The sequence below is a fragment of the Micromonospora auratinigra genome (assembly GCF_900089595.1).
Taxonomy (GTDB): Bacteria; Actinomycetota; Actinomycetes; order Mycobacteriales; family Micromonosporaceae; genus Micromonospora; species Micromonospora auratinigra.
In genome coordinates this window covers 1,583,136-1,607,180 of record NZ_LT594323.1, presented here as the reverse complement: position 1 = coordinate 1,607,180, position 24,045 = coordinate 1,583,136, and the positions used below count along the sequence as shown (strand labels likewise).

Annotated in this window: 23 protein-coding genes; 12 read left to right on the top strand and 11 right to left on the bottom strand. The window is 73.6% G+C overall.

What is annotated here, in order from left to right; all coding sequences use genetic code 11:
- Nucleotides 1-13: 13 nt before the first annotated feature.
- The gene (locus tag GA0070611_RS07105; RefSeq protein WP_091659521.1) at nt 14-766 is read right to left on the bottom strand and encodes a dienelactone hydrolase family protein; all 753 of its coding nucleotides are present in this window, start codon (nt 764-766) and stop codon (nt 14-16) included.
- A 125-nt stretch (nt 767-891) separates the two neighbouring features.
- Here GA0070611_RS07105 and GA0070611_RS07100 point away from each other — a divergent pair, with 125 nt between their 5' ends.
- From GA0070611_RS07100 to GA0070611_RS31720, 3 genes are all read left to right on the top strand, one after another.
- Nucleotides 892-1,227 carry a hypothetical protein gene (locus GA0070611_RS07100; RefSeq protein ID WP_091659516.1) on the top strand — a complete coding sequence of 112 codons (336 nt, stop codon included), beginning with the start codon at nt 892-894 and terminating at the stop codon, nt 1,225-1,227.
- A gap of 83 nt (nt 1,228-1,310) precedes the next feature.
- Nucleotides 1,311-2,045 carry a L,D-transpeptidase family protein gene (locus GA0070611_RS07095; protein WP_091659512.1) on the top strand — a complete coding sequence of 245 codons (735 nt, stop codon included), beginning with the start codon at nt 1,311-1,313 and terminating at the stop codon, nt 2,043-2,045.
- Between the two features lie 58 nt (nt 2,046-2,103).
- Nucleotides 2,104-2,922 (top strand): DUF2809 domain-containing protein, encoded by an 819-nt coding sequence (locus GA0070611_RS31720; RefSeq protein WP_231921355.1) that lies wholly within the window; start codon nt 2,104-2,106, stop codon nt 2,920-2,922.
- 6 nt (nt 2,923-2,928) lie between these two features.
- Here the strand turns inward: GA0070611_RS31720 and GA0070611_RS07080 are convergent, their stop codons facing one another.
- Together GA0070611_RS07080 and GA0070611_RS07075 are read right to left on the bottom strand one after the other, a co-directional pair.
- Entirely contained in the window at nt 2,929-3,858 is a 930-nt protein-coding gene (locus GA0070611_RS07080) for a diacylglycerol/lipid kinase family protein (RefSeq protein ID WP_091659509.1), read from the bottom strand.
- Between the two features lie 41 nt (nt 3,859-3,899).
- Nucleotides 3,900-4,454: a hypothetical protein gene (locus tag GA0070611_RS07075; protein WP_091659504.1), complete on the bottom strand. Its 555-nt coding sequence runs from the start codon at nt 4,452-4,454 to the stop codon at nt 3,900-3,902.
- Nucleotides 4,455-4,524: 70 nt separating this feature from the next.
- On the opposite strand from GA0070611_RS07075, the gene GA0070611_RS07070 reads away from it, so the two are divergent.
- Complete coding sequence (locus GA0070611_RS07070; protein ID WP_091672588.1) at nt 4,525-5,145, top strand: TetR/AcrR family transcriptional regulator; 621 nt, start codon at nt 4,525-4,527, stop codon at nt 5,143-5,145.
- 54 nt (nt 5,146-5,199) lie between these two features.
- Complete coding sequence (locus tag GA0070611_RS07065) at nt 5,200-7,755, top strand: SpoIIE family protein phosphatase (protein ID WP_091659500.1); 2,556 nt, start codon at nt 5,200-5,202, stop codon at nt 7,753-7,755.
- Between the two features lie 16 nt (nt 7,756-7,771).
- Here the strand turns inward: GA0070611_RS07065 and GA0070611_RS07060 are convergent, their stop codons facing one another.
- Entirely contained in the window at nt 7,772-9,724 is a 1,953-nt protein-coding gene (locus GA0070611_RS07060) for an ATP-binding cassette domain-containing protein (RefSeq protein WP_091659495.1), read from the bottom strand.
- 122 nt (nt 9,725-9,846) lie between these two features.
- Between GA0070611_RS07060 and GA0070611_RS07055 the strand changes: the two genes are divergently transcribed.
- Entirely contained in the window at nt 9,847-10,503 is a 657-nt protein-coding gene (locus tag GA0070611_RS07055) for a DUF6000 family protein (RefSeq protein ID WP_157740247.1), read from the top strand.
- Here GA0070611_RS07055 and GA0070611_RS07050 read toward each other — a convergent pair.
- Nucleotides 10,497-12,536: a tetratricopeptide repeat protein gene (locus GA0070611_RS07050; protein ID WP_091659488.1), complete on the bottom strand. Its 2,040-nt coding sequence runs from the start codon at nt 12,534-12,536 to the stop codon at nt 10,497-10,499. The genes GA0070611_RS07055 and GA0070611_RS07050 overlap by 7 nt on opposite strands.
- On the bottom strand, nt 12,533-14,323 hold the full coding sequence (locus tag GA0070611_RS07045; RefSeq protein ID WP_091659485.1) for an HSP90 family protein: 1,791 nt from the start codon (nt 14,321-14,323) through the stop codon (nt 12,533-12,535). Before GA0070611_RS07045 ends, GA0070611_RS07050 begins: the two co-directional genes overlap by 4 nt.
- A gap of 90 nt (nt 14,324-14,413) precedes the next feature.
- Here GA0070611_RS07045 and GA0070611_RS07040 point away from each other — a divergent pair, with 90 nt between their 5' ends.
- From GA0070611_RS07040 to GA0070611_RS07030, 3 genes are all read left to right on the top strand, one after another.
- Complete coding sequence (locus GA0070611_RS07040; RefSeq protein ID WP_091659481.1) at nt 14,414-15,094, top strand: hypothetical protein; 681 nt, start codon at nt 14,414-14,416, stop codon at nt 15,092-15,094.
- Between the two features lie 53 nt (nt 15,095-15,147).
- Entirely contained in the window at nt 15,148-15,504 is a 357-nt protein-coding gene (locus tag GA0070611_RS07035; RefSeq protein ID WP_091659476.1) for a hypothetical protein, read from the top strand.
- A gap of 76 nt (nt 15,505-15,580) precedes the next feature.
- Nucleotides 15,581-16,768, top strand: a complete 1,188-nt coding sequence (locus GA0070611_RS07030) for a glycerophosphodiester phosphodiesterase family protein (RefSeq protein WP_167604411.1) — start codon at nt 15,581-15,583, stop codon at nt 16,766-16,768.
- On the opposite strand, the gene GA0070611_RS07025 is transcribed toward GA0070611_RS07030, so the two are convergent.
- The 3 genes from GA0070611_RS07025 to GA0070611_RS07015 are packed head-to-tail and all read right to left on the bottom strand — an operon-like array spanning nt 16,747 to nt 19,957.
- Complete coding sequence (locus GA0070611_RS07025; RefSeq protein ID WP_197675868.1) at nt 16,747-18,156, bottom strand: ABC transporter substrate-binding protein; 1,410 nt, start codon at nt 18,154-18,156, stop codon at nt 16,747-16,749. The genes GA0070611_RS07030 and GA0070611_RS07025 overlap by 22 nt on opposite strands.
- A gap of 17 nt (nt 18,157-18,173) precedes the next feature.
- A complete protein-coding gene (locus GA0070611_RS07020) occupies nt 18,174-19,004 on the bottom strand; it encodes a carbohydrate ABC transporter permease (protein ID WP_091659462.1) in 831 nt (276 codons plus the stop codon).
- Entirely contained in the window at nt 19,001-19,957 is a 957-nt protein-coding gene (locus tag GA0070611_RS07015) for a carbohydrate ABC transporter permease (RefSeq protein ID WP_091659459.1), read from the bottom strand. Before GA0070611_RS07015 ends, GA0070611_RS07020 begins: the two co-directional genes overlap by 4 nt.
- A gap of 161 nt (nt 19,958-20,118) precedes the next feature.
- Here GA0070611_RS07015 and GA0070611_RS07010 point away from each other — a divergent pair, with 161 nt between their 5' ends.
- The 3 genes from GA0070611_RS07010 to GA0070611_RS07000 all read left to right on the top strand — a co-directional run bounded on the left by GA0070611_RS07010 (nt 20,119) and on the right by GA0070611_RS07000 (nt 22,710).
- Entirely contained in the window at nt 20,119-20,655 is a 537-nt protein-coding gene (locus tag GA0070611_RS07010; protein WP_091659456.1) for a hypothetical protein, read from the top strand.
- Nucleotides 20,656-20,802: 147 nt separating this feature from the next.
- On the top strand, nt 20,803-21,387 hold the full coding sequence (locus tag GA0070611_RS07005) for a hypothetical protein (RefSeq protein ID WP_231921354.1): 585 nt from the start codon (nt 20,803-20,805) through the stop codon (nt 21,385-21,387).
- 84 nt (nt 21,388-21,471) lie between these two features.
- On the top strand, nt 21,472-22,710 hold the full coding sequence (locus GA0070611_RS07000; protein WP_197675867.1) for a DUF6357 family protein: 1,239 nt from the start codon (nt 21,472-21,474) through the stop codon (nt 22,708-22,710).
- Nucleotides 22,711-22,768: 58 nt separating this feature from the next.
- On the opposite strand, the gene GA0070611_RS06995 is transcribed toward GA0070611_RS07000, so the two are convergent.
- Nucleotides 22,769-23,332 (bottom strand): hypothetical protein, encoded by a 564-nt coding sequence (locus tag GA0070611_RS06995; RefSeq protein WP_091659449.1) that lies wholly within the window; start codon nt 23,330-23,332, stop codon nt 22,769-22,771.
- Between the two features lie 115 nt (nt 23,333-23,447).
- Nucleotides 23,448-23,924, bottom strand: a complete 477-nt coding sequence (locus GA0070611_RS06990; protein ID WP_091659445.1) for a DUF6326 family protein — start codon at nt 23,922-23,924, stop codon at nt 23,448-23,450.
- Nucleotides 23,925-24,045: the final 121 nt, after the last annotated feature.

Here is a 24,045-nt window from a genome sequence, read left to right as displayed (position 1 = left end):
GGCGCACCGGAGGTCAGCGCGAGAACGTCCGGTCGAGCAGGTCGAACAGGGCCGCCCAGTGCCGCTCGGTGGCCTGCGCGTCGTACATCGGTGTGTCGGCCTGGGTGTAGCCGTGCCGGGCCCCGGCGTAGACCTCGGAGCGGTGCCGGACGCCGGCGGCGGCCAGCGTCTTGTCCAGCGTGGCGATCTGCTCGGCGGTCATCGACGGGTCCTGGTCGGCGTGGCCGAAGTACAGCTCGCCGGTGACCGCGCCGACGCCCAGGTGAGGGCTGTCCGGGGCGTCGGTGACCACCCGTCCGGCGTGGAAGGCGGCAGCAGCGGCGATCCGGTCCGGGTGTGCCTCGATCGCCCGCAGCGCGTTCGTCCCGCCCATGCAGTAGCCGGTGATCGCGACCGGGCCGGGCGCCACCTCGGGCAGCCCGGCGAGGAAGTCCAGATAGGCGGCGGTGTCGTCGGCGACGACCGCCGGGGTGAGCGCCGCGATCATGGGGGTGAGCTGCTGGAACAGCGCCCCGCGCTGGGCCTCGTCGGCGAGGCCGGAGAGGTCGACCAGCGGGGCCCGACCGGAGCGGTGGAACAGGTTCGGCACCAGCACGACGTAGCCCCGCTCGGCGATCGTCGTGGCCATCTCGGCCAGCCGGGGGCGCAGCCCGAACGCGTCCATGAAGAGCAGCACGGCCGGGAAGGGGCCGGGGCCGTCGGGGCGGACCAGGTAGGCGTCCGCCGTCCCGTCGGTGGTGGGCACGTCAACGGTCGTGGTCTGCACTGCGGGACCTCCTCGGGCGGCGTTCACCGTTGGCACGCTACCCGCGCCGAGGTGCCGGGGCACGTTCAGGCCTTTTCCTCGGCACGCCGGACGGGCATGCTGGACCGATGGGAGAGGTGCGACCGATGCCCAGCTTCGGTGACCTGTTCACCGACCTGCGCGGCGAGGACCGGACGATGCGGGTCAGCTACCACGCCGACCGCGGCGCGGTGGTGCTGTCGCTGTGGAGCGGCACGGTCTGCTGCGGCTCCTTCCGGCTGCCCGTCGACGAGGTGGACCGGCTCCTGGCACTGCTGGGCGAGGTACGCGCCACGACCACCGCAGCGCCCGACGACGCCGGAGTGCCGCCGGCCGCCGCCGAGGGCCCGGTCGTCGCCCCCTCACCGGCCGTGGAACGCACCGGTGACATCTCGGGTACGACACACCGGTCGGCGCTCCTGCCGACCCCCCGGGTGGCCTGAGCGTCCACTCGCGACGTCCAGGGGGCAGCTTTTCCCGGCAACGCGAACTACCGTCACATCAGGAGTTCGCGAAGGGAGGAGCCATGTTTTCCGTCCCCGCACCATCCACCGTCCGCCGGTCCGCCGCCCACGCCGCGCTCGGGCTGGCGCTCCTCGGCACCGCCGGCCTGTTCGCACCGGCCGGCACCTCGCCGGCGGTCGGGTCGACCGCCGGCAGCAGCGCCACCGTGCCGGTGGCCGTCACCGCCGGCCGGCCCACTCTGCAGCAGGGCGCCCGGGGCGCGGCGGTGTCCACGCTGCAACGCCGGCTCACCGCGCTGCACTACGACGTCGGCGGCGTCGACGGGGATTTCGGTCCGTCGACGTACCACGCGGTGGTGGCGTTCCAGAAGATCAACCGTCTCACCCGGGACGGCATCGTCGGGCCGCGCACCTGGGCGGCCCTGGACCACCCGGTGACACCGAAGCCGAGGTACACGCACACCGGCTGGTCGCTGGAGGCCGACCTCACCCGCCAGGTGTTGTACCTGGCCCGTGGCGGGTCGGTGGTCCGCGTCCTGGACGCCTCCAGCGGCAAGACCAGCACCCCCACCCCGACCGGCGACTACACCGTCCAACGGCGGATCGACGGTTGGCGGCGCAGCGACCTGGGCCTGCTGTGGCGGCCCAACTACTTCTACCGGGGGTACGCGGTGCACGGCGCCACGTCGGTGCCGGCGTACCCGGCCAGTCACGGGTGCGTCCGGGTGCCGATCCCGGCGATGAACCGGCTCTGGCCGACAATCGGGGTGGGCGTGCCGGTGCACGTCTACCGCTGATCGCGACGGCGGCGGTTCCGGGGCCCGCCCGGGGCCGCCGTCGCCGTACCCTGGCCGGATGTCGATCCGGCTGAGGTTGCTCGCGTTGGTGGCGGCGGGCGGGTTCCTGGCGGTGGCGCTGACCATCCGGGCGCTCGCGGACGGGGCGCTGGAGCAGCACTCCGGCACCGCCCTCTACGCCTCGATGGTCTACGCGGGCGTGTTCGTCCTGCGGCCCCGGACGCGGCCGGTGCCGGCCGGCGTGGCGGCCACCGTCTTCTGCTGGGTGGTGGAGACCGCGCAGCTCACCGGGGTGCCGGCGGCGCTGTCGGCGCACAGCCTGCTGGCCCGGTTGGTGCTCGGTGTCCGGTTCGACCCGCTCGACCTGTGCTGGTACCCGGTCGGGGTGCTGCCGCTGGTCGCCCTGCACCTGCTGCTGCCGTTTGCCGCGGCGGTGGCCGGGAACACGGGGCATCCAGCCGAGAGAGGGGCCCTCACGATGGACGACAACCAGTTCATCGGCCTGGTGGCGCAGCGGACCGGGGCGTCGTCGGAGCAGGCGACGGCGTTCGCCCGGGCCACGCTGACCACCCTGGCGGAGCGGATCGACGGGGGCGAGGCGCGCGACCTGGCCGACCGGCTGCCGGCGGGCCTGCGGCCGTACGCGTTCGGTCCGGGTGAGACCGCCGAGCGGTTCGGGCTCGACGTCTTCGTGCAGCGGGTCAGTGGACGCGCCGACGTGGACGTGGCCGCGGCGAAGGACGGCGTGACGGCGGTGTTCGACGTGCTGCGCGAGGCCGTCGGCCCGGCGGCGTACGCGCAGGCCGTCGGGCAGTTGCCGGCCGAGTACGGCGAGGTCGCCGACCAGCGGGCGCCGTTCGTGGAACGGACCCGCTGAGCCGGGTCACCGGTCCGGGGTGCCGGCGGGCGCCATCACCCGCAGCGCGTTCGGGTCGAGGCCGATCCGCACCGGGGTCTGCCCGTAGGGTTCGCCGTCGACCTCGATCCGGGCCGGCCGGTCGGTCTCCAGCCAGAGCTGGCGGACCGCGAGGAACGGCTCCTCGGCCAGGCTGCGGCGGTGCCCGGTGGCGGCGTTGCGGGCCGTGGCGCGCAGCAGGCCACCCCGGGTCGGCCCGCCCACCGGGTACGCGACGAGCAGCCGGTCGTCGGCGTCGGCGTCGGCGGTGATCGGGCGGCCGGCGTGGAAGCCGCCGTTGGCGACGTACACCTGGTGGGTGTCGAGCACGTGCTCGCGGCCCTCGGCGCGGACGGTGACCCGCAGCGGCCGGTGCCGGGCCAGCAGTCCCAGCGCGGTCAGCGGGTACGCGAGCCGGCCGGCGACGCGCTTGAGCCGGGGTGGCGCGCCACGCATGATGTCGGCGGAGAGGCCGATCCCGACGTGGTTGGTGAACCGGGTGTCGCCGATCAGGCCCAGGTCGACGTCGACGACGGTGCCGTCGGTGAGCACGCCGAGGGCGGCGTCGAGGTCGAGCGGGACGCCGACGGTGCGGGCGAAGTTGTTGGTGGTGCCCAGGGGCAGCAGGCCGAGCGCGGTGTCGCGGTGGGCGAGCAGCCGCGCGGCGGCACCGATGGTGCCGTCGCCGCCGCCGACGACCAGCAGGTCGGGGTCGAGCGCGACGGCGTCGGCGAGGGCCTGGTCGAGTTCGCCGGGCCGGTCGGCCGGGTACGCGCCGAGCAGGGTGAACCCGGCGGCCTGCAGGCGGGTGCGGACGGTGTCGTAGTGCCGTCGGCCGCGCCGGGACCGGGCGTTGACGACGAGCGCGGCCCGCCGGTGGCGGCGGATGGCGTCGCTCAGCTCGGATTTGGTCCGCACAGGTTCCGACCCTATCCGCCGTGGGCGACCCCGACGGCGCGTCAGTGCCCGGGCGCGCCGCGCGGGGCCCGCTTCGGGAACACGGTGTACGCCAGTGGCCAGAACACCAGCCAGGCGGCCATGGCGAGGCTGAGCCGGCCGATCCAGGCCCACAGTTCCCCGGTCCGGTCGGGGTCGGCGACCAGGGCGATGCCGCCGAGCAGCACGGCGCAGGCGACGGCCCAGCCGAGCATGCCCTTGCCCCATTCGCGCCACTCGTGCCGGGCCCGGGCCATCCCGTAGCGGGGGGCGCGGCGCGGTGGCGGGCCGCCGGCGAACCGGTGGGCGAAGCGTTCGTCGGTCCAGCGCACCATGCTGTGCCCGAAGGCGACGGAGAAGCCGAGGTAGGCGGCGGCGAGGCCGTGGGCGAAGGTGGCGGTGCCGCCACGGCGCAGGTCGAGCATCGTGGCGGCCAGCAGCACGAGGTCGACGGCGGGCACCGCGAACAGCAGGGCCGCGCCGAGTCGGGGCCGGCGCAGCGGGTAGCGGGCGACCAGCCCGGCGAGCAGGAACAGCCAGAAGCCCACCTCGCAGGCGACGATGACTCCGATCAGCATGGGCACCCCTTTTTAGTACGCTGTGCGACAACCGTAGCAAGTGCTGTCCCGCGACACCCGGAGTGGCCCCGTGCCCAAGATCGTCGACCATGACGCGCGCCGCGCCGAGCTGGCCGCGGCCATGTGGCGGGTCGTCTACCGCGACGGCATCGGCGCGGCCACCGTCCGCAGCATCGCCGCCGAGGCCGGCTGGTCGCCCAGTGCCCTGCGGCACTACTTCCGCAGCCAGACCGAGCTGCTGGTCTTCGCGATGGAGCACGTGCTGACCGAGGCCGGCGCCCGGTTCGCCACCGGCGACTGGAGCGGCCCCACCCGCCAGGTGGTCCAGCGGATGCTGGAGGAGCTGCTGCCGCTGGACCGGCAGCGGGCCCGCGAGGCCGAGGTGTGGCTCGCGCTCGCCGCGCGTACCCAGGTCGACCCGGCGGCCCGGGAGCGGATGCGCGAGGCCGACGACGGCGTCCGGCGCGCCGCCGACGTCGCGGTCGGCGCGCTCGCGGCGGACGGGCTGCTGGCCGGCGACCGCGACCCGGCGCAGGAGACCGCGCGGCTGCACGCGCTGGTGGACGGGCTCACCCTGCACCTGCTGCTGCACCCCGACCTGATGCCGCCCGAGCGGGCCCGCGCCGTGCTCGCCGACCACCTGGACAGCCTGGTCCGCCCGGCCCCCGGGCAAGCCGCGCCACCTGCGTGATCCTCGGCCGAACGGCAGATTATCGGCGGCGACGCGATGTGACATCGTTCTGCCATGACCGCAGGAGTGGCGACGCCGACCGAACCGAGCGCCGCCGCCGTCGCGCAGCCCGCGCTGTGGCGCACGATCGGGGTGGCCGCCACGGTCCTCGCCGCGTACGCCCTCGGCGCGGTGCTGCCCTGGACGCTGCTGGAGCCCAGCTCGGTGGCGGTCTTCTACCCGCCGGCCGGCATCACCCTGGCCGCCCTGGTGATCAACCCGACCGCCCGCTGGCCGGCGATCCTGCTGGCGGCGGCCACCGCGGAGTTCGGCCTGGACCTGCTGCACGGGCAGAGCGCCCCGGTCGCGGCCGGCTTCACGCTGGCCAACGTCGCCGAACCGCTGGCCGGGGCGCTGCTGTTCCGCCGCTTCCGGCCGGCCGGCGAGGACCTCGGTCGCCGGGGCACCGCGCTGGCCTTCGTCGGCTGCTGCGTCATCGCCGGTCCGCTGGTCGGCGCGACCGTCGGCGCGAGCGTCGGCGCGCTGGGCCAGGGCCGGGGCTGGTGGTCCACCTTCGGTCCCTACTGGGCGGGCGACGCGCTCGCCGTGCTGACCCTCGGCGCGGCGGTCATCACGGTCGCCGGCCGGCGCACCCCGCTGGGCTCGGCGGCGACGTGGCGGGCCGTCGGCGCGCTCGCCGCCACGGTGGCGCTGACCGTCATCGGGTTCTGGTCACCCCGGCTGCCGATGGCGTACCTGCCGGTGCCGTTGCTGCTCGCCGCGGCGTTCCGGGCCCGGCTGGGGCTGGTGACGGCGGCCGGCTTCGTGATGGCGGGCACCGCCAACCTGCTGACCGCCGCCGGGCGGGGGCCGTGGGCCGGGATCGCCGACAGCGACGTCCGTGCCGCCACCCTGCAGCTCTACCTGGGGGCCACGGTGCTCGGCGCCGGGGCGCTGGCCGCGGCGGTGCTGGAACGTGACCGGGCCCGCGCCGAGTCCCGGCTGGAGTCCGCCGCCCGGCGTCGGCTGCAGGCCCTGCAGGAGCTGACCGCGCGGCTGTCCACCGCGGCGACCTCCGACGAGATCGCCGCGCTGGTCGCCGCGAACGACGCCGGCCTGGTCGGTGAGATCGCGGTGGTCGTGCTGCTGGACCGCGCCGACGGGTCGGTGCGGACCTGGACCACCGACGGCGTACCGGCCGAGTTCGCGATCCGGTTCCGGCGGCTGAGCGCCGACGAGGCCCTGGTGTCCCCGGCCGGCTGGGTCGCCCGCACCGGCACCCCGCTGACGCTGACCGATCCGGACGAGCTGCGCGCCCGCTTTCCGCTGGTCGCGCCGGCGGTCGCCAGCACCGGCACCCGGTGCGTGGTGGCGCTGCCGCTGCGCGCCGGCGACCGGCTGCTCGGCGCGATCGGCTTCGGCTTCACCGCCGACGGCGAGCCGCCACCGGACACCCTGGCCATGGCGCAGGCGGTCACCGGCCTGACCGGGCAGGCCCTGGCGCGGGCCGAACGGTACGAGGTGGAGCACGAGGCCGCCCGCCGGCTGCAACGCTCCCTGCTGCCCGACCCGCAGCGGCACCTGCCCGGCGTCGACGTCGAGGTGCGCTACCGGCCCGCCGAGCGCGGCGACGAGGTCGGCGGCGACTGGTACGACGTGTTCGAGCTGCCCGGGCACCGGGTCGGGCTGGCGGTCGGTGACGTCGTCGGGCACGGCCTCGACGCGGCCACCGCGATGGGTCGCCTGCAACGTGCCCTGCGCGCGGCGGCGCTGGCCGGCGGCGGACCGGCCGAGGTGCTGGAGGCGCTCGACGAGGCGAGCCGGCGCATCCCCGGCGCCGAGTACGCCACCGTCGGCTACGCCGTCTACAGCCCGGCCGAGGGCACGCTGCGCTACGCCTGCGCCGGGCACCCGCCGCCGCTGCTGGTCCACGCCGGCCGGGCGGACTTCCTGGGCGAGGCCCGGTCGCTGCCGTTGACGTTGGCCCGCCGGCCACGCACCGACGGGGTGCTGGCGGTGCCCGACGGCGCGACGCTGATCTGGTACTCCGACGGGCTGGTGGAGCGGCGCGGCGAGGTGATCGACGACGGGCTGCGGCGGCTGGCGGAGACCGCCGTGCGGCTGCCCGACCCGGCGGAGGCGGGCTGGTGCGACGCGCTGCTGGCGGCCCTGACCGAGGGGCAGCAGAGCCGCGACGACCTGGTGCTGGTCCGGTTGCGGCTGCTCGGCGCGGGCGGCCTGCCCGACGACCCGGACGTGCTGCGCCGGGTGCTGACCGGCCCGGGTGACCTGGTGGAGACCCGCTCGGCGATCCGCGCCTGGGCGGCTGACCGGGGGCTCTCCGCGGAGCTGACCGAGAACCTGCTGCTGGCCTGCGGGGAGGCGCTGGCGAACTCGCTGGAGCACGCGTACCAGGGGCGGGAGCCGGGGCCGGTGCTGCTGCGGGCGGGCCGGGCCGGGCGGCGCACGGTGACCGTGGACATCAGCGACCACGGCACGTGGCGGCACCGTCCGAGCGCGACGGACGGCCGGGGCCGGGGGCTCATGCTGATGGGCGCGGTGGCGCAGCGCACCGTCCTGGAGATCGGTCGGCAGGGCACCCGGATCGTGCTCACCCTCGACCCCGACTGAGCACCGGATCCGGCGGTCAGCGGGACACGGGTGGGCCGGCGGCGTAGCCGGCGGCCTGGAGGCTGAACAGCTCGGCGTAGCGGCCACCGGCGGCCATCAGCTCGTCGTGGCTGCCGGCCTCGACGAGGACGCCCTCGTGCAGCACGAAGATCCGGTCGGCGTGCCGGACGTTGGCCAGCCGGTGCGTGATCAGCACCGTGGTCGCCCGCCCCTGCCGGTCCCGGATCGCCTGGAACAGGGCGTCCTCGGCGCGCGGGTCGAGGGCCGAGGACGGCTCGTCCATGATCAGCAGGTCCGCGTCGCGCAGGAATCCGCGGGCTGCGGTGATCCGCTGCCACTGGCCGCCGGAGAGGTCCTGCCCGTGGGCGAAGGTCCGGTCGAGCAGCGTCTCGTACCCCAGCGGCAGGGCCTCGATCATGTCGTGGGCGACGGCCCGCGCGGCGGCGGCCTCGATCCGGTCCTGCCGGGCCTCGGTGTCGACGTCGCCGATGGCGATGTTGGTGGCCGCGGTGAACGGCCACTTGTGGTACTCCTGGGTGACCACCGCGACCCGGGCGCGCAGCCCGGCGGTGTCCCAGTCGGCCAGCGGTCGCCCGTTCCAGCGGATGACCCCGTCGGTGGGGGTGCGCAGGGTCGCGATCATCGCGGCCAGGCTGGTCTTGCCGGAGCCGTTCTCGCCGACCAGGGCGACCGTCTCGCCGGCCCGCACGGTCAGGGTGACGCCGTCGACGGCCGGGGTGTCCCGGTCCGGGTAGTGCAGCACGACCCGCTCGGCGGTCAGCTCGCGCAGCGGTCCCGGCGCCGGCGCGGCTCCCGGGGCGTCCCGCCCGGGCAGGTACGCCTCGGCGCGGGTCATGAAGCCGGTGTAGTCACCGAAGTGCTGGCCCTCGGTGTAGACCTGGTCGACCTGGAAGGTGACGACGGCCAGTGACCGCTGCGCGGACTGCAGGGCGATCACGCAGGTCGCGGCGGCGGCGAGCGGGATCTGCCCGTCGACCAGCAGCAACCCCAGCAGGACGTAGACCGCCCCGGCGGCGACTCCCCCGACCACCGCGCCGACGGTGGTGGTCGTGGTGACCCGGCGGGCCAGCCTGAGCTGGATGTCGGTCTCCACCCCCATCACCCGGTCGTACTGGTCGAGGAGGAACCCGCGCAGCCCGTAGGAGCGCAGCTCCGGCGCGGACTCCCGGTCGGCCATCAGCCGGTGCAGCAGCCACAGCCGGCGCCGCCGCACCGAACCGGCCGTGTAGGTGCGGTACTTGAGGTGCCCGGCCCACAGCGAGGCCCACCCCCGGGGCAGCGTGGCGACCAGCAGGGCCAGCAGCAGCAGCGGGTGGATGACCACCACGGCGACGGCCACCGCGACCACGCCGGCCAGGCCGGCGAGCAGGTTCATCGTCGCCTGGACCAGCCCGATCGCCGAGTCGGTGCCCCGGGAGGCCCGTTCCATGTCGTCGGCGAAGGCGTCCGCGTCGAACGCCTCCAGCCGCACCGCCGTGCTCATCTCGAACAGGCCCCGCTCCACCTCGCGGCTGACCCGGGGGGTCAGCCCGTTCTGGGCGTACCCGGTGACGATGCCCATGCCGGCGCGCAGCGCGGTCGCGCCGGCGAGCGCGGCCAGCGCGGGCAGCGCGGCGCGCACCTTGTCGGGGGTCGGACCGCCGGCGAAGAGTTCGACCAGGACCCGCTGGGTGGCGAGCAGCCCGAAGGCGGCCAGCACGCCACCGCCGACGGTCGCGGCGGCCACCACGGCGGTGCGCAGCCGGTCGGCCCGCCAACTGGTCCGGAACGCCGTCGCGACCAGCCGGGGCAGCTCGGCGAAGACCGCCAGCAGGCCGGCCTCGGCGCGGGCCCGCAGTCCGGTCTCCCACCACATCTCCCGCAGCTCGGGCAGGACCGAGCGGGTGCCCGGCGGGGCCGGCTGCGCGGGGACGGTGACCGGGTGGTCGGGGGCGGCGGTGTCGGTCATGGACGCGCCTCCTCGGGAAGTCGCCGAGTGTCGGGCCGATCGGGCGTCGAGCCTAGAAGACATCTGTCCGTGATCGGAAGACGACCCGCTGTGACGACGACTCCGGGTCGGACAGTGCCGCCGTGATCCGCGACGATGGCAGGGTGGAGCCCGCACCGCCGCTGCCGGATCCGGCCGCCGACCCCGTCCGCCGCCGCTATGTGATCGTCACGCCGCGACCGGCCCGACCCCGCTACCTGGGTCTGCTGGGCGGCCGCCTCGCCCGGGCCGACAGCGGATTCGTGCACGCGCTACGACGGGACGCGGAGGAGATCGGCGACGAGGAGCTGACGCTCCTGCTGCAACCGGGCGGGACGCCCGACTGGCGGCCCCGGTTGGTCGCCGCCTACCTCATCGGCATCGGACGTCGGACCCGGTTCCGGGAGACCATCGCGCACCTGCTGCTGGCCAGCGAGTCCTGCTACAGCGGCCAGGGCTACTGCTTCGCGCTGGCAGCCTTCGGCACCGGCCGCGACGCCGAGATCCTCAGCGCCTACCTCGACCGGTACCTGCCCCGGCTCGACCTGCGCTACGACCAGCACTGGGCGCTGGCCGCCCTGCGCCACCTCGACACCCGGCTCGGCACCGGGTACGCCGAGCGCCACCTCGGTCCCGGGGGCGGCTGGGAGACCTGGGCCCGGGCGGGCTCCAGCCCGGACCTCGACAGCTACCAGGAGTTGATCGCCGCGATCTGCGCCGGGCGAGTGCTGCCCGCCCGCGTCGCTGCACCGGGTCAGTAGTCGTCCGTCTCGTCGAGATCGTCGGGATCGATGTCCTGCGCGGTCAACACCTCGGTCGCCTCGTCGGAGCGGCCCTGGGCGCGCAGGGCACGGGCAAGCAGGAGACCGGCCGACCAGCCGTGTTCGTCGGGGTCCTCCGCCAGCACCGAGCGTGCCTCCGCCTCGGCCGCCGCGGGGTCACCGGCGCGCAGCCGCAGGCGCGCCCGCGCCAGTCGGGCGGCGCGCCGCTCGTCGGCCAACTGGTCGGTGCCGAGCAGGGTGACCGCCAGATCGAGTCGGGCGAGTGCCTCGTCGACCCGGTCGGCGGCGGCCAACAGGCGTGCCGCGGCGACCTGGACCTTGCCCGCCAGCTGCGCCGGCAGTGGCGGCGCGACGTCGGTCAGCGCGTCGATGCGACCCAGGACGGTCCAGGCCTGCTCGCTGGGCGGTCGCGGTGCGAGCTGCACGAGCGCCTTGCTCAACACCCGCAGCTCCGCTTCGACGGCGCCGTCGGCGCGGTGCCGGTCGGCGGCGGCGAGTAGGTGGCTGAGCGCCTCCGCGCCGTACGTCGACTCGGCGGCCTCCTCGAGGATCGCCGCCACCGGCGGCACCCCCTCGGGCAGCTGCGCCAGGCCCACGAGTTCGGTCAGCAGCGCCCGGGCGGAGTCCCGGTGCAGGTACGCCCGCCGGTACAGCTGCCACAGCAGGTAGCGGCAGCGCACGGCGTCCGCGGTCAGTCCGGCGCGGTCGAGGCTGCGCAGCGCCTCCTCGGCGGCCTCGGCGGCGTCCTCCGGCCGGCCCGCGTCGCGCAGGGCGTGGGCGACGTCGAGCCGGGCCCGCGCCGCGCCGGCGGTGTCGCCGGCGGCGGTCAGCTCGGCCACCCGCTCCACCAGGGCCGTGAGCTTCGGGTCGGCGGTCGGCGCGGTGCCCACCGTGCGCCCGGCGAGGACCGTCAGGGGCAGCCGTTGCGTCACCGGCTCGGCGACCATCCGGGCCTCGATCCGCGCGCTCTGGTGCCGGTTGCCGTTGCGGGCGTCGAAGCGGGCGGCGAGCACCCGCGCCTGTCCGGTCAGCTCGTCGTGGACCTGCGCCACCGTCGCCTCCCAGCGGCGGGTGCCGTCGTCGGAGCGGCGGGACAGCACGGCGTCCCCGTGTCCGGAGGCGCGCAGCCGGCCCAGCACCAGCGCGGCGGAGGCGGCGAACTCCATCGCCGCGTACGGCGACGAGGGCCGCTCCAGCCAGCTCAGGTGCCGCTCCACCAGCTCCAGTCCGCGCGCCTCGTTGCCGGTCAGCCCGCAGAACAGCACGTGCTGGGCGAGGTTGTCGAGGTGGTGGCGGTCGTCGCGGAGGCGTCGGTAGCCCTCCCGGTGCGCCTCGATCGCCTCGTCGAAGCGGCCGGTACGCAGGTACGGGGTGAGCAGCTCGCTGAGCATCCACTGGGGCTGTTCGGTGCAGCCGCCGCTCTTGAACGGCTCCCCCACGGTGATGGCCTCGTCGAAGCGACCGAGGGAGGTGAGGTGCCGCACCTGGCCCGACGGGACGCACGCCGCGCAGTCCGACACGCCGTCACGCTTGGCGGTGAGCATCCGGTCGTACGCCTCCTGCGCCGCGGCCTGATCGCCGACGTGGTGGGCGACCAGCCACCGGTGCTGGTACACGGCGTGCAGGCTGTGACCGGCGAGCTGGTAGCGGCGTTGCATGTCGTCGAGCACCGCCATGGTGCGCTCGAGGGGGATGTCGGGGAACTGGGGCAGCGCCCAGACGATCCACTTGAAGTCCCACAGCAGGCTCCAGGCGTGCTGACGGCCGACCACCTCCGGTTGCCGGTCGAAGGCCGACAGGCACCAGGAGAAGGCGAGGAACGCCCGGGTGGGGTCGCCGCCGTGGTGGAAGTCGCTGATCGCGTTCATCCGGGCGGTGAAGGCGAACGGGACGTCGCCGGCGGCGTCGGCGTGCCGGAAGACCGCGTCCAGCGCCGCGAAGCGGGCCGGACCGCGCGGCAGCGCGCGGGCCCGGGCGAGCCGCTCGTGAAGCTCGGCTGCCGAGGCGCTCATCGCGGCTGTCCCATCGCCCGGGCGAGCAGGCCGAGGAACGACTGGTTCAGGGCGGCGGTGTCGGCCGGCCGCAGCGGTTGGTGCCCCAGCAGCAGCGCCTGCACGTACAGGCCCTCCACCGCCATCGTGGTCAGTTCCTCGTCGGTCACCGTGACCGCCTGCCGGACCAGCGGGTTGCGGTAGTTGAAGACCAGTTGGGGGCGGTCGGTGCGGTCCTGGGTGAAGCTGCCCAGGATCGACGACCACAGCTCGTCGGCCTGGTCCTGACCGGCCCGCAGGTCGACCACGAGGGCGGTGTCCCCGTCGAGCAGGTGCAGGGCCGGCAGGCTGGCCGGTTCGAAGGCGCGCACGAGGACCTCGACGCCGAGCGGGTCGAGGGTGCGTTGGGCCAGGGTCCGGAACGGACGCACCGCGAGGTCGACGTCGGGGGGCAGCGGTTCCAGCCGGGTGGCCAGGTCACTGGCGGTCAGCAGCTCGGTGACGATCGCGGGGTCGAGGTCGGGCAGCCGGCCCAGCAGCTGCGCGTCGTAGACGTAGCCGGCGTTGACCACGGCGATGCCCTGGGCCGCGGCGACCGCGGCGAGCTGGCGGAACTCGTCGACCGACGGCGTGTAGCGCACCACGGTGTGCCGGTCGCGGAACTCGGCGAGGGTGAGCGGTCCCATGTTGGTCTCGAAGGGCCACCACTGCTCCACCAGGCGCAGCATGTCGTCGTCGTGCACGGCGAGCGCCTTGACGCCGAGGTGGTGGATGCGCAGGAAGTCCTGCAGGCGGTGGGGATCGGTGCGGCCCAGCCGGGTGAGCCAGCCGCGCAGTCCGTCGCCCAACGTCTCGCGGACCTGGTCGAGCAGGGCGTCCTCGTAGAGCGCCTCCCGGCTGGCGGTGGGTCGCAGCTCGCCGGTGTCGATGACGCAGCGGACGAAGAACGCCCAGTCGGGCAGCAGCCGCTCGATGTCCTCGGAGAGCAGCATCTGCTTGAGGTAGACCCGGTGGGCCACCCGCGCCGCCGGGTTGGCCGGCACGGGCAGCACGAACGCCACGCCGCGCAGGCCCGCCGCGGGCACCGCGAGGTCGATCACGTCGAAGGGCGTGAACCCGAAGACCTCCTGGGCGTACGCGTCGAGACGCGCCCGTCGGGCCGTCGGCGACTCCGCGGTGTCGGTGTCCCAGGGCGCCGGACCGGTGGTGACGAGCCGGTCTCCGACGTGCACGGGGATGGGCAGCATGGAGCCGTACTGGGCGGCGATCTCGACGACGGCGTCGTGACGCAGCCAGTGCTCCTCGCCCCGGCGCGGCACGAGGGTGACGGTGGTGCCCTGCCCGGCGCGCTGCCGCTCGGCCGGGGCGAGGTGCAGCTCGTAGCGCCCGTCGGCGTATCCGGTCCACTCCACGGTCGGGGAGTCGGCGGTGCGGGTACTGACCCGGATCTCGTCAGCGACCAGGAAGCAGGAGAGCAGGCCGATGCCGAACTGGCCGAGGAACTCGTGCCGGGCGAAGCCCAGCTCGTCGCGCTTGGAGCTGCGTCCGATGGTGGCCAGCAGCTCGTGCACCTGCGCCTCGGTCAGGCCGACGCCGGTGTCCTCGATGCGCAGCGTCCCGTCCCCGGTCGCCTCCGGGGGGTCGATCCGGATCACGGCGGCGGCGTCCGGGTCGGCCGCCCGGCGGGCGGTGATGGCGTCGACGGCGTTCTGCATCAGCTCCCGGACGTACACCCGGGGGCTGGCGTAGAGGTGATGGCTGAGCAGGTCGACGATGCCGCGCAGGTCGACGTGGAACGTGTGACTCACTACCGCACTCCCCCTGATCCGGTCGGAGCACCATAGCTGCTGCGGCCACCTCCGGGCAGCCCCGTTCGCGCACCCGCGTAGGGTCGCCCGGTGACCGTCCACGACCTCGCCGCCCGACTGCCCGACATCGACCTGCTGCGCCGGCGCGGCATGGCGTTGGCGGTGCTGGAACGCCTCATCGACAGCGACTTCCCCCACTACGGTTACGCGTCGGCGTGGGGCCCGCACGAGGCGGCGTCGATGGACAACGGCAGCGGTGACGAGTGGGCCGTCGTGTTCACCACCGAGGGGGCGTTCATCCGGGTCTTCGACCACGAGTCGCCCCTGTCGCCGTACCGGAACAGCGACCGGGAGCTGTGGCCCGGCCTGCTCGACGGCCTTCCGGCGGCGTTCGAGGGGCAGGTGCGCGAGCCCGCGTTCGGCGACGAGGACGGCCGGTTCGTCGCGACCGCCGTGCTGTGGCGGCTGGCCGGCGACGACCGCTGGCACGCCGGGGACGGCATCGAGTTCCCGCCGCCGCGCGCCCGGCACGGCGACGGCGAGGTGGACGGTTCCGGGATGCTGGAGATCCTGCTCGACGACATCGTCGAGCAGTTCGTCGAGTTCGCCGCCGACTACTACGAGATCACGCTGGACCCGGCGGCCGTGGCGCACGTCGTCGCGCACCGGCCGCTCACCGACGCCGTGGTGCGGGCGGTGAATCCGCGCCTGACCGTCGCCGACGTGCACCGCGACGTCACGGCGATGGGGTATCCGGTCGCCGCGAGCTGAGCGCGTCGGCCGCACGGCTCGCGGCGGACGGGGTCGGATGGAATCCTGGAGTGATGACGGGCCCGGATGACGCCGAGGTGGCCTACCTGCGGCAGGTGACCGCGCTGGCCAGGGACCTGGTGGCCGCCGACGACCCGTACGAGCCGGCGCTGGAGATCTCCGGTGTGTCCGCTCAGGCGTCCCTGGAGGTGGAGCCGGCCGGCTACGTCTGGCTCATCTGGGGGGATCTCACCGACCGGATGGAGCTCAGGCCGGACGAGGACGAGCAGTCCGCGGCCGAGATGCTCCGCGCGGCCCGGGCGTGGCTGGCGCTGGACCTCACCGATCGCGCGGCCGTGGCCGGGTACCTGGAGCACTGGGTGCACGACGTGTGCGGCTATGCCCGGCGGACCGGATCGGACGCCGGCTGACCGTCTCCGCTCCCCCGATGTCCGTCCGTTGACGACGCCGTTCGCCGACCGGCCTGTTACCCCAGGGAGTTCTGCGATGAGCACGGGTCCGTCGTCAGGGGCCGCCCCGCAGCCGCGCGTTCCCCGTGCGCGCACCGCCCGGCCCGGTCGGCGGGCGGAGACGTACGCGCACCGGGGCTCGTCGGGCAGCGCGCCGGAGAACACCACGGCGGCGTTCTTGCTGGCGATCGCCGAGGGCGCCGACCACGTCGAGACCGACGTGCAGCTCAGCGCGGACGGAGAGCTGGTGATCATCCATGACGTCACGCTGGTACGCACGACCGATGCCCGGCGGGTCTTCCCGGACCGCGCGCCCTGGCGCGTGCACGACTTCACCCTCGCCGAGCTGCGCATGCTCGACGCCGGCGGCTGGTACGACGGCCGCTTCGGCGGCGAACGGATCCCGACCCTCGACGAGGTCCTCGACCTGTTGGACGGTCAGGTGGGGCTGAACCTGGAGCTGAAGTCCCCCGACGCCAACCCCGGGCTGGTGGCGGCGCTCGCCGCGCGGTTGCGTACGCGTCGGGAGTGGGTCGGGGCGAATCGGCTGGTCGTCGGGTCCTTCGACCGGCCGGCGCTGCGCGACCTGCACGCGCGGTTGCCCGACGTGGCCGTCTCGCTGATCAGTTACGAGGTGCCGACCGGCGACGAGCTGGCCGACCTCGCCGGCTGGGTGTGCTCGGTCAACCCGGACGTGCGCCGGTTGCACCCGGAGGACGCGGACCGGGTCACCGGAGCGGGCCTGGCCCTGGTGCCGTGGACGGTCGACGCGCCCCGGTGGTGGCGGTGGGCCCTCGACCTGGGCGTCACCGGGATGATCACGAACTATCCGGCGGCGTTGGCGGGACTGCTGGACGGCCGCGACCCGGTGCCCGGCGGGGCGGGTGTGGTGATCGAGGACGTCGCGTACGACTCCCCCGGGCAGCCCGTGCTGCTGCGCAACGTCTCGGAACGCCCGGTGGACGTCGGCGGCTGGTACCTGCGCAACCAGGCGTCGGAGCGGATCCCGGTCGGCCACGGCGGCGTCGTCGCGCCCGGCGGACGGCTGCGGGTGCCGACCGGCCCCGGCGCGGTCTGGAACAAGGCGTACGGCGACTCCGCCGGGCTGCACCGCGCCGACGGCACCCTGGTCGACCTGTACGCGTACGTCGTCGGCGGTGGCGTGGGGCCGGCTCCGGGTAGCGCCGGCCCCACGCGCGCCGGTCAGCCGACCGACTTGTTGTAGCTGTCGATCGCGGGCTGCACGCTCGTCGCGGCGTCCTTCATGGCCTGTTCGGCCGGCTTGCTGCCGACGATCGCCGCTTCCAGGCCGTCCTCGGACGCCTTGCGGGCCTGCGGCATCACGCCGAGCAGGCAGCCGGCGGACGCGACCGACGGCGGCAGCGCGTGCAGCTGGTCCACGGCGGTGGTGAACTGCGGGTACTGCGCCACCCAGTCCTTGTCGATCTGCTCGTCGAGCGCCTTGGTGTTGACCGGGACGTACCCGGTGCCGGTGTGCCACTTGGCCTGCTGGGCGGGGCTGGCGGCGAACTTCACGAACTCCCAGGCGGCCCGCTTCTCCTTGTCGTTGTGCCCGACGCCGCTGATCCACAGCGAGGCACCGCCGATGATGGGGCCGCCGGTGGCGGTGCCGCTGGCCTTCGGGTAAGGGGCGGTGAGCACGGTGAACTTGCCCTTGGCCGCGTCGACGTAGCCGCGCATCGCGCCGGTGGACTCCAGGTGCATCGCCACGGTGCCGGCCTTGAAGGCGGCCTGGGCGTCGTCGGTCTTGCGGCCGGTGTTCGTCGCGTAGCCGCCCTTGACCAGGTCCGCCCACCACTGTGCGACGCGCACGCCGGTCTCCTGGTCGAACTGCACCTTGGTGGCCAGGCCCTTGCGTCCGTTGCCGTTGTCGCAGTACTCCTTGCCGTCGGTGGCGATCAACTGCTCCAGTAGCCAGCCGTAGATGGCCGCGCCGAAGCCGTACTGCACGGTCTTGCCGCCGGCGTCCTTGACGGTGAGCTTCTTCGCCAGCTCCCCCAGCTCGTCGAGGTTCTTCGGCGGCTTCGTCGGGTCGAGGCCGGCGCGGACGAAGGCCTCCTTGTTCAGGTACAGCAGCGGGGTGGAGGTGTTGAACGGCATCGACTGGAGCTTTCCGTCGATCGAGTAGTAGTTGGCGATGTTCGGCTCGATGTCGCCGACGGGGAACGCGTCCTTCTCGATGAACTTGTACATCGGCACGGTCTGCTTGGAGTCGACCATGAACCGGGAGCCGATGTCGTAGACCTGGACCAGGGCGGGGGTGTTCTTCTGCTGTACCGACGCCTTGTACTTGGCGATCGTCTCGTCGTAGTTGCCCTGGTAGATGGCCTTGACCTCGACCTTGCCGCCGCTCTGGGCGTTGAAGTCGGCGACCAGCTTGTCGATCGCCGCGGCGTTGGCGCCCTTCATGCCGTGCCAGAACTCGACGACGGTCTTGTCGGTGGCCTTCTGGAGCACCTCCGCGCCGGGCGCGTCGAGCGCGTTCTTCCCGGAGTCGCCGCCGGACCCGGTGCCACCGCACGCGGTGAGGGCGGCGGCGGTCGCCAGGGCTACGACGGCGCTCATGGCACGGTTGAGCTTCGGTTGTCTCACGTTCTCTCCTCTTCGAGTCAACGCAACGCGCCGGCGGTGAGGCCGCGGACGATGTAGCGCTGGCCGAAGAGCACCACGGCCAGCGTCGGGAGCAGGGACAGCGCGACGCCCGCGAGGACGAGGCCGGGCTGGGCCACCTCGGCGTCGTTGAGCTGGGAGATGCCGATCTGCAGCGTCTGGTACTCGGAGTCGCGGATCAGGATCAGCGGCCAGAAGTACTGGTTCCAGGCGGAGAGGAAGACGTACACCCCCACCGCCGCAATCGACGGTTTGGACAGCGGCACGATGACCCGCCACAGCAGCCGCCAGTGGCCGCACCCGTCGATCACCGCGGCGTCGCGCAGCTCGGTGGGGAACTGCAGGAACGCCTGACGCAGCAGGAACGTGCCGAACGCCGAGGCGAGGAACGGCAGCACCAGACCGAGGTAGGTCGCGCCGCCCCGGGCCAGGCCCCAGCCGGAGACGGCCAGGTAGTTGGGGATGATGATCGCTTCCCACGGCACCATCAGGGTGGCGAGGAAGAGACCGAAGGTCGCGGCCCGCGCCGGTAGGCGCAGGAACGCGAAGGCGTACGCGGCCAGGATGCTGGTGACGATCTGCGCCACCGTGATGGCGCCGGTCTGTACGGCCGAGTTGAGGTAGAAGCGGCCCAGCGGCACCGACCGGAAGACGTCGGTCAGGTTCTGCCGGTACAGCTCGTGCGGCACCAGCGCGGGTGGGTAGGTGGCCAGGTCGCCGGGCCCCATCACGGCGCCGGCGAAGGCGTAGTAGATCGGGAACAGCACCGGGATGGCGGCCAGGCCGAGCACCAGGTAGACGGCGAGCTTGCCGAGGCTGAGCTTCTTCATCGGTAGTGCACCCGCCGTTCGAGGACACCGAACTGCACGGCCGTGCAGCCGAGCATGACGACCAGCAGTACGACGGCCTGGGCGCTGGCCGAGCCGAAGTCCGACGACCCGAAGGCGAACGCCTTCTCGTAGATCGAGTAGACCAGCGTGGTGGTGGCCTGGTCGGGGCCGCCCTTGGTCAGGATGTGGATCTGCCCGAAGCTCTGCAGCGCGTGGATCGTCGACACCACGACGAGGAAGAACAGCTGCGGCGACAGCAGCGGTACGGTGATCCGCGAGGCCAGCCGCCACCCGGTGGCGCCGTCCAGCCGCGCCGCCTCGACCACCTCCGGGGAGATCGCCGCGACGCCGGCGGAGAGCACCAGCACGTTGTAGCCGAGGTTCATCCAGACCGTCGCGGCGGCCACCGCGGGCAGCGCGATCGACGGGTCGGTGAGCCAGTTGACCCGGTCGATGCCCAGCGAGCCGAGCACCCCGTTGGCGACGCCGATCGCCGGGTTGTAGATGACCGCGAAGATCACCGATGCGCTGGCCACGGAGAACGCGAACGGCAGCGCGAAGGCGGTGCGCAGCACCCGTACGCCCCGGATGCGCGCCTCCAGCAGCAGCACCACGACCAGGGCGCCCAGCACGGCCGGCAGCACGGAGAAGAGCGTGAACAGGGCGGTGGTGGCGAGCACCGTGCCGAACTCGGGCGAGAGCATCTCCCGGTAGTGCTCCGCGCCGACGTACACCGACGGGGCGCCGAACAGGTCGTTGCCGTGCACGGACAGGTAGAGGGTGCGCCCCAGCGGCCAGAACACGAACAGCGCGAAGACCACGACCGACGGCAGGAGCAGCAGCCAGCCGAGACCGGCCTCCGTGACGCGCGCCGGCGTGCCGCGAGGAGCGGCGGACGACGTGGTCGCGGCAGGTTCTACCTGCGCTGCGGCGACGCTGCGAGTGACAGGCACCGATGCACCGTATCAACGGTGTCGATTGAAGGAAATCCTTACGCGCCCGACCTCGCACTGGAACTTTCCTCCGTTACGGCCCGCCGGCCGGCGACGGCAGCCCGCCGATCGGGGCGGGAAAACGCGGCGACGACGCCGGGCCGACGACCGACCATGTACGGATGCGTGCAGCGGATGCGCTCACCCGCCTCCAGGACGCCGCCGTCCTCTGGAGCGCCCGAGCGGCCACCCCGGCGGAGGTGATCGAGGCCGCCTGCGACTGCCTCGTGGCGGGCGTCGACGGTCCGTCCCTGCGGATCCTGGCCGGCATCTCCGGCGCCCGGGGCGGGGACAGTGGCGAACCGCGCCGATGGCTCGGGGACACCCTCGCGGAACTCTCGTTGACCCACTATCGGGAGGGCAGCCGGGACGCCGAGGACGCAGCCGTGCGGATCATGGCCCGCCGGCTGCTCGCCGGACACCTGACCCCTCGTGAGCTCACGGCGTGGGCGTACCGGTACGTCACCAGGGACGGCACTCCCCTGACAGAGGAACTGCTCGACCTCGACAACGCCTACGAGTACGTCGAGGCCGTCGTCCACGACGGGCAGGCGTACCCCACCGCGGCGGCAGCGGAGGTCGACGCGTACGTGATCGCCGAGGCCCGACGCCTGGTCGGCGACACCGCCACCGGACCGGCGCCCACGGCCCACCCCTGACCAGGGCGGCGGGCACGTCCGCCCTGATCCACTACGCTGGCGGAGCCACCACCCGCGAGCCGAAGGACGCGCATGGGCCGCCCCTACAGTCCAGGACCGAAGCGATTCGTCTTCGCCGTCGGCGACGGCAGGGACGACGAAGTGTCCGTGGGCGACCCGCAGGAGGCGTACGAGGCGTTCTCCGCGTTCCTGCTGGCGGCTCCGGAGGACGCGGAAACCGTCACCATCACGGATGACTCGGCGAGGCAGAGGCTGGTCCTCCGGCTCGGGCCGGGGGTGATCTCCCGGATCGACGAGGCAGACCCGGCGCGGTCCGCACACCTCAAGGTCGACCGGCCCCACCGCCTCCTGACGAGCACGATGCTGTTCTTCGAGAACGGGTACGCCGGCCTCGACCACTTCGGCCAGTGGTTCGCCGACCTCGCCGACCTCGACGCGGCACCGGAGACCCGCGGCGCCGCCCGCGCGGCCGCGATCACGACCGAAGCCGCGGCGATCGACGAGGTCGGCCGGATCTGGGCGGATTCGGGCCACGTCGACCCGAGCGACCGGTACTACGTCTTCTTCGGCTCGCACGGTGTCGACGACGACCGGGCCGACCGGGCCGAACTGCTGCAGTTGATCGAGTTCCTCGGACTCGAACGGGTCGACGCCCCGGCTGGGGCCGCCGGAGGCGAAGTCTGGGTACGCAGCGACCCACGCCTCGACGCCGAATCCGCACGGTGGTCGTGAACAGTTGGTGGCGGGTGCGCGGCGACACCCCGGGGACCCGCAGCGACCACGTCCCGCCCGTACCACCCTGGGGAGGTCTGACCTGTGAGAGACACCGTCTTCACCCGTCGCAGCGGCTGGATCCCGACCGTGATCAGTGAGGACGGCGAGCTGAGGCTGATGCTCGGCGCCGGGGCCGACGCCAACCACGAGCCCCGCACCTTCACGTTCCCGATCCGGGACGCCCATCTCGCCGTGATCCGGGAGTACCTGGCCAGACATCTGCTGTTGTGGAGTGCGGTGCTACCGCTGTGCGACGCCGCCGGAACCCGCGGCCGGCTCGACGAGGACGCCGCCGTCGCCCTCCTGGACCCGATCCTGCTGGGGCCACCCGCGGACGTCGACGCGCTCTTCCGGAGCATCCGGTGGGACCGTGGCCGGCTCGTCGCCCACGGCGCCGACATCGGCCTCCTCGATCGCGGGCAGGTCTGGGCGGCGATGCGCGCGGCGACCGAGGTGCCGGACGAGAAGCGTGCGCAGAAGCAGCACGCGGACCGCCGTCGGGCCGGACGCCGCGTGGTCCTCGGCCCACTCGACGCCGAGATCCTGCGGTACACGGGCCAGTATCTGCACGGCTCGACGCTGCCGAGACGGCTGCCCGACGCCGTCGACCGCGCGCGGCTGCCGCAGGTGATGCGCGTGATCGACACGGCGGAGCAGGCGTGCGCCGGACTGCGGATCGGCCTCGATCCCCGGCGGGGGAACCGGGCCACGGACAAGCGCGACTGGGACCGGATGGCCGCGACGGTCGAGGCGGCCGTGCGCCGGGCGTACCCCGACCTCGCTGCTGACGCGGTCCATACGGTGAGCTTCCTGATGTGCGCGGAGGCGGCGGACCGCGCCAGGAGCACGCCGGTGGCGGACGACGACGAGCCCGCGGGCGCGGGGAAGGCGGCCCTGTCCTTCACCGATGACAAGGGCGGCGAGAGGACATGGCTGCGCAGCGGCCCGCGCACCGCCTCCGCCGAGTTCTGGGATTTCGTCGCCGACCGCTCCGCCGGGGACAACGAGGTGTTCACGATCGAGGACGAGGAGCTGGGCGAGGGGATCCAGCTGCACTTCTACGCCGACTCGATCGCTCGGATCACGACGGTGCGACCCGGGGACGCGGGGTCGGATCCGCAGTACCGGGTCGAGTACCGCCTGGTCGACGGGATGGGCGAGTACCGGGACCTGGTCAGCGCCTTCGTCCGCGGCGGCTGCGCCGCTCTCGACACGCACGGCCCCTGGATGTCGGATGTCGCCGAGTTCGAGCGCGCGCGTCGCCGACGCGGCGCCCGGTAGGCCACGGCCCAGCAGGTGCACGTCGCGATGTCGGAGCTCCCCACCCTGGCCGCACCGGCTACGCGTCGTGACGCATCTGCACATGCGCGCGGTGCGTGGCGTCGAGTTCGCCGAGTCGCCGCTCGACGGTGCGCCACGGTCGGATGTCGAACTCCTCGGCCAGGTGCCGGAGCAGCAACGCCTCTCCGGCATCGTCGGGTGGCCGCCCCGCCTGCAGGCGGGTGATCGTCTCCTGGCGTCCCCAGCCGTAGGCGAGGCGCTCGAGACAGAAGTAGCCGGCGCGGCTGCCGAGCGCCAGGAACTCACCGAGGCTCTCCGCGAGGATGTGGTTCGGGTTGTCGAACGCCATCGGCACCGTCATGACCACCGGAGTCGCACCGTCGTGGTCCGCGACGTCGACGACTGAGAAGTGGACCCCGTCGCCGCCGGTGGAGGCGAACGTCGTGACGTTGACCGGCGTGGCGTCGTACTCCCACGCCCGGGCCCGGGCCGGGTCCTCCAGAAGCAGCCCGACCGGCTCGAACGCGTACCCCGGCTCCCCCTCAGTCGCTACCGCGACCCGTTGGGCCACCTCCCACAGCCTGGTCCACTCGGCCAGAAACGCCGTCGGCGGGGTGCTCATCTGAATGAGTCTGCCAGGCAGAGCACTGCGGGCCGTACCCGCACGGCCCAGTGGCTGCCGTCGCCGTCCTCCTGCGGGATGGCGACGGCAGCCCGGACACACCTGCCTCAGAGCGTCACACCCGGGCCTGGGCGAGGTCGCGGCCGGCGGTGGCGCGCACGGTCCGGGGCCACGTCCAGGCGGCGCGCAGGATGAAGGCCAGGAGCAGCAACTCGAGCCCGATCGAGAGGCCGTAGAAGTAGACGTAGGTCCAGGTTTCACCCGCCGCGTTGTAGGCCGAGACGGGGATGTAGAGCGTTGCCACGACGAGGTTCGTGGCGCGGTTGACCCGGGCGGGCAGGGTCACGGACAGCATGATCATCAGGAGCGGGATGGCCACGAGCGTGAGCGCCAGGGCGACGAAGGTCGGGCCGGTGTCGAACTCGTGGACGATGCCGGCCCGGATGTCGTCGATGAAGCCGGGCTTGTACAGGGCGAGGTAGTCGACGTAGATGTAGAGGAACATGAAGCTGGTCCAGGCCGCGGCGAGCTTCGCCTGGATCGGGATGTGCGGTTCCTGGAGCGCACCGGCTGGTCTGGTGGTTCTGGTCATCAGGTCTCCTGTGGGTCGGCGTCAGCCAGGTCGGCTGAGTCGATGTCGTCAGCATGACGAGCGCTGGAGGGGCTCCACCTCCGTTTGCGGGCTCGGGCTGTGCTGGCCGCAGGCACGGGAC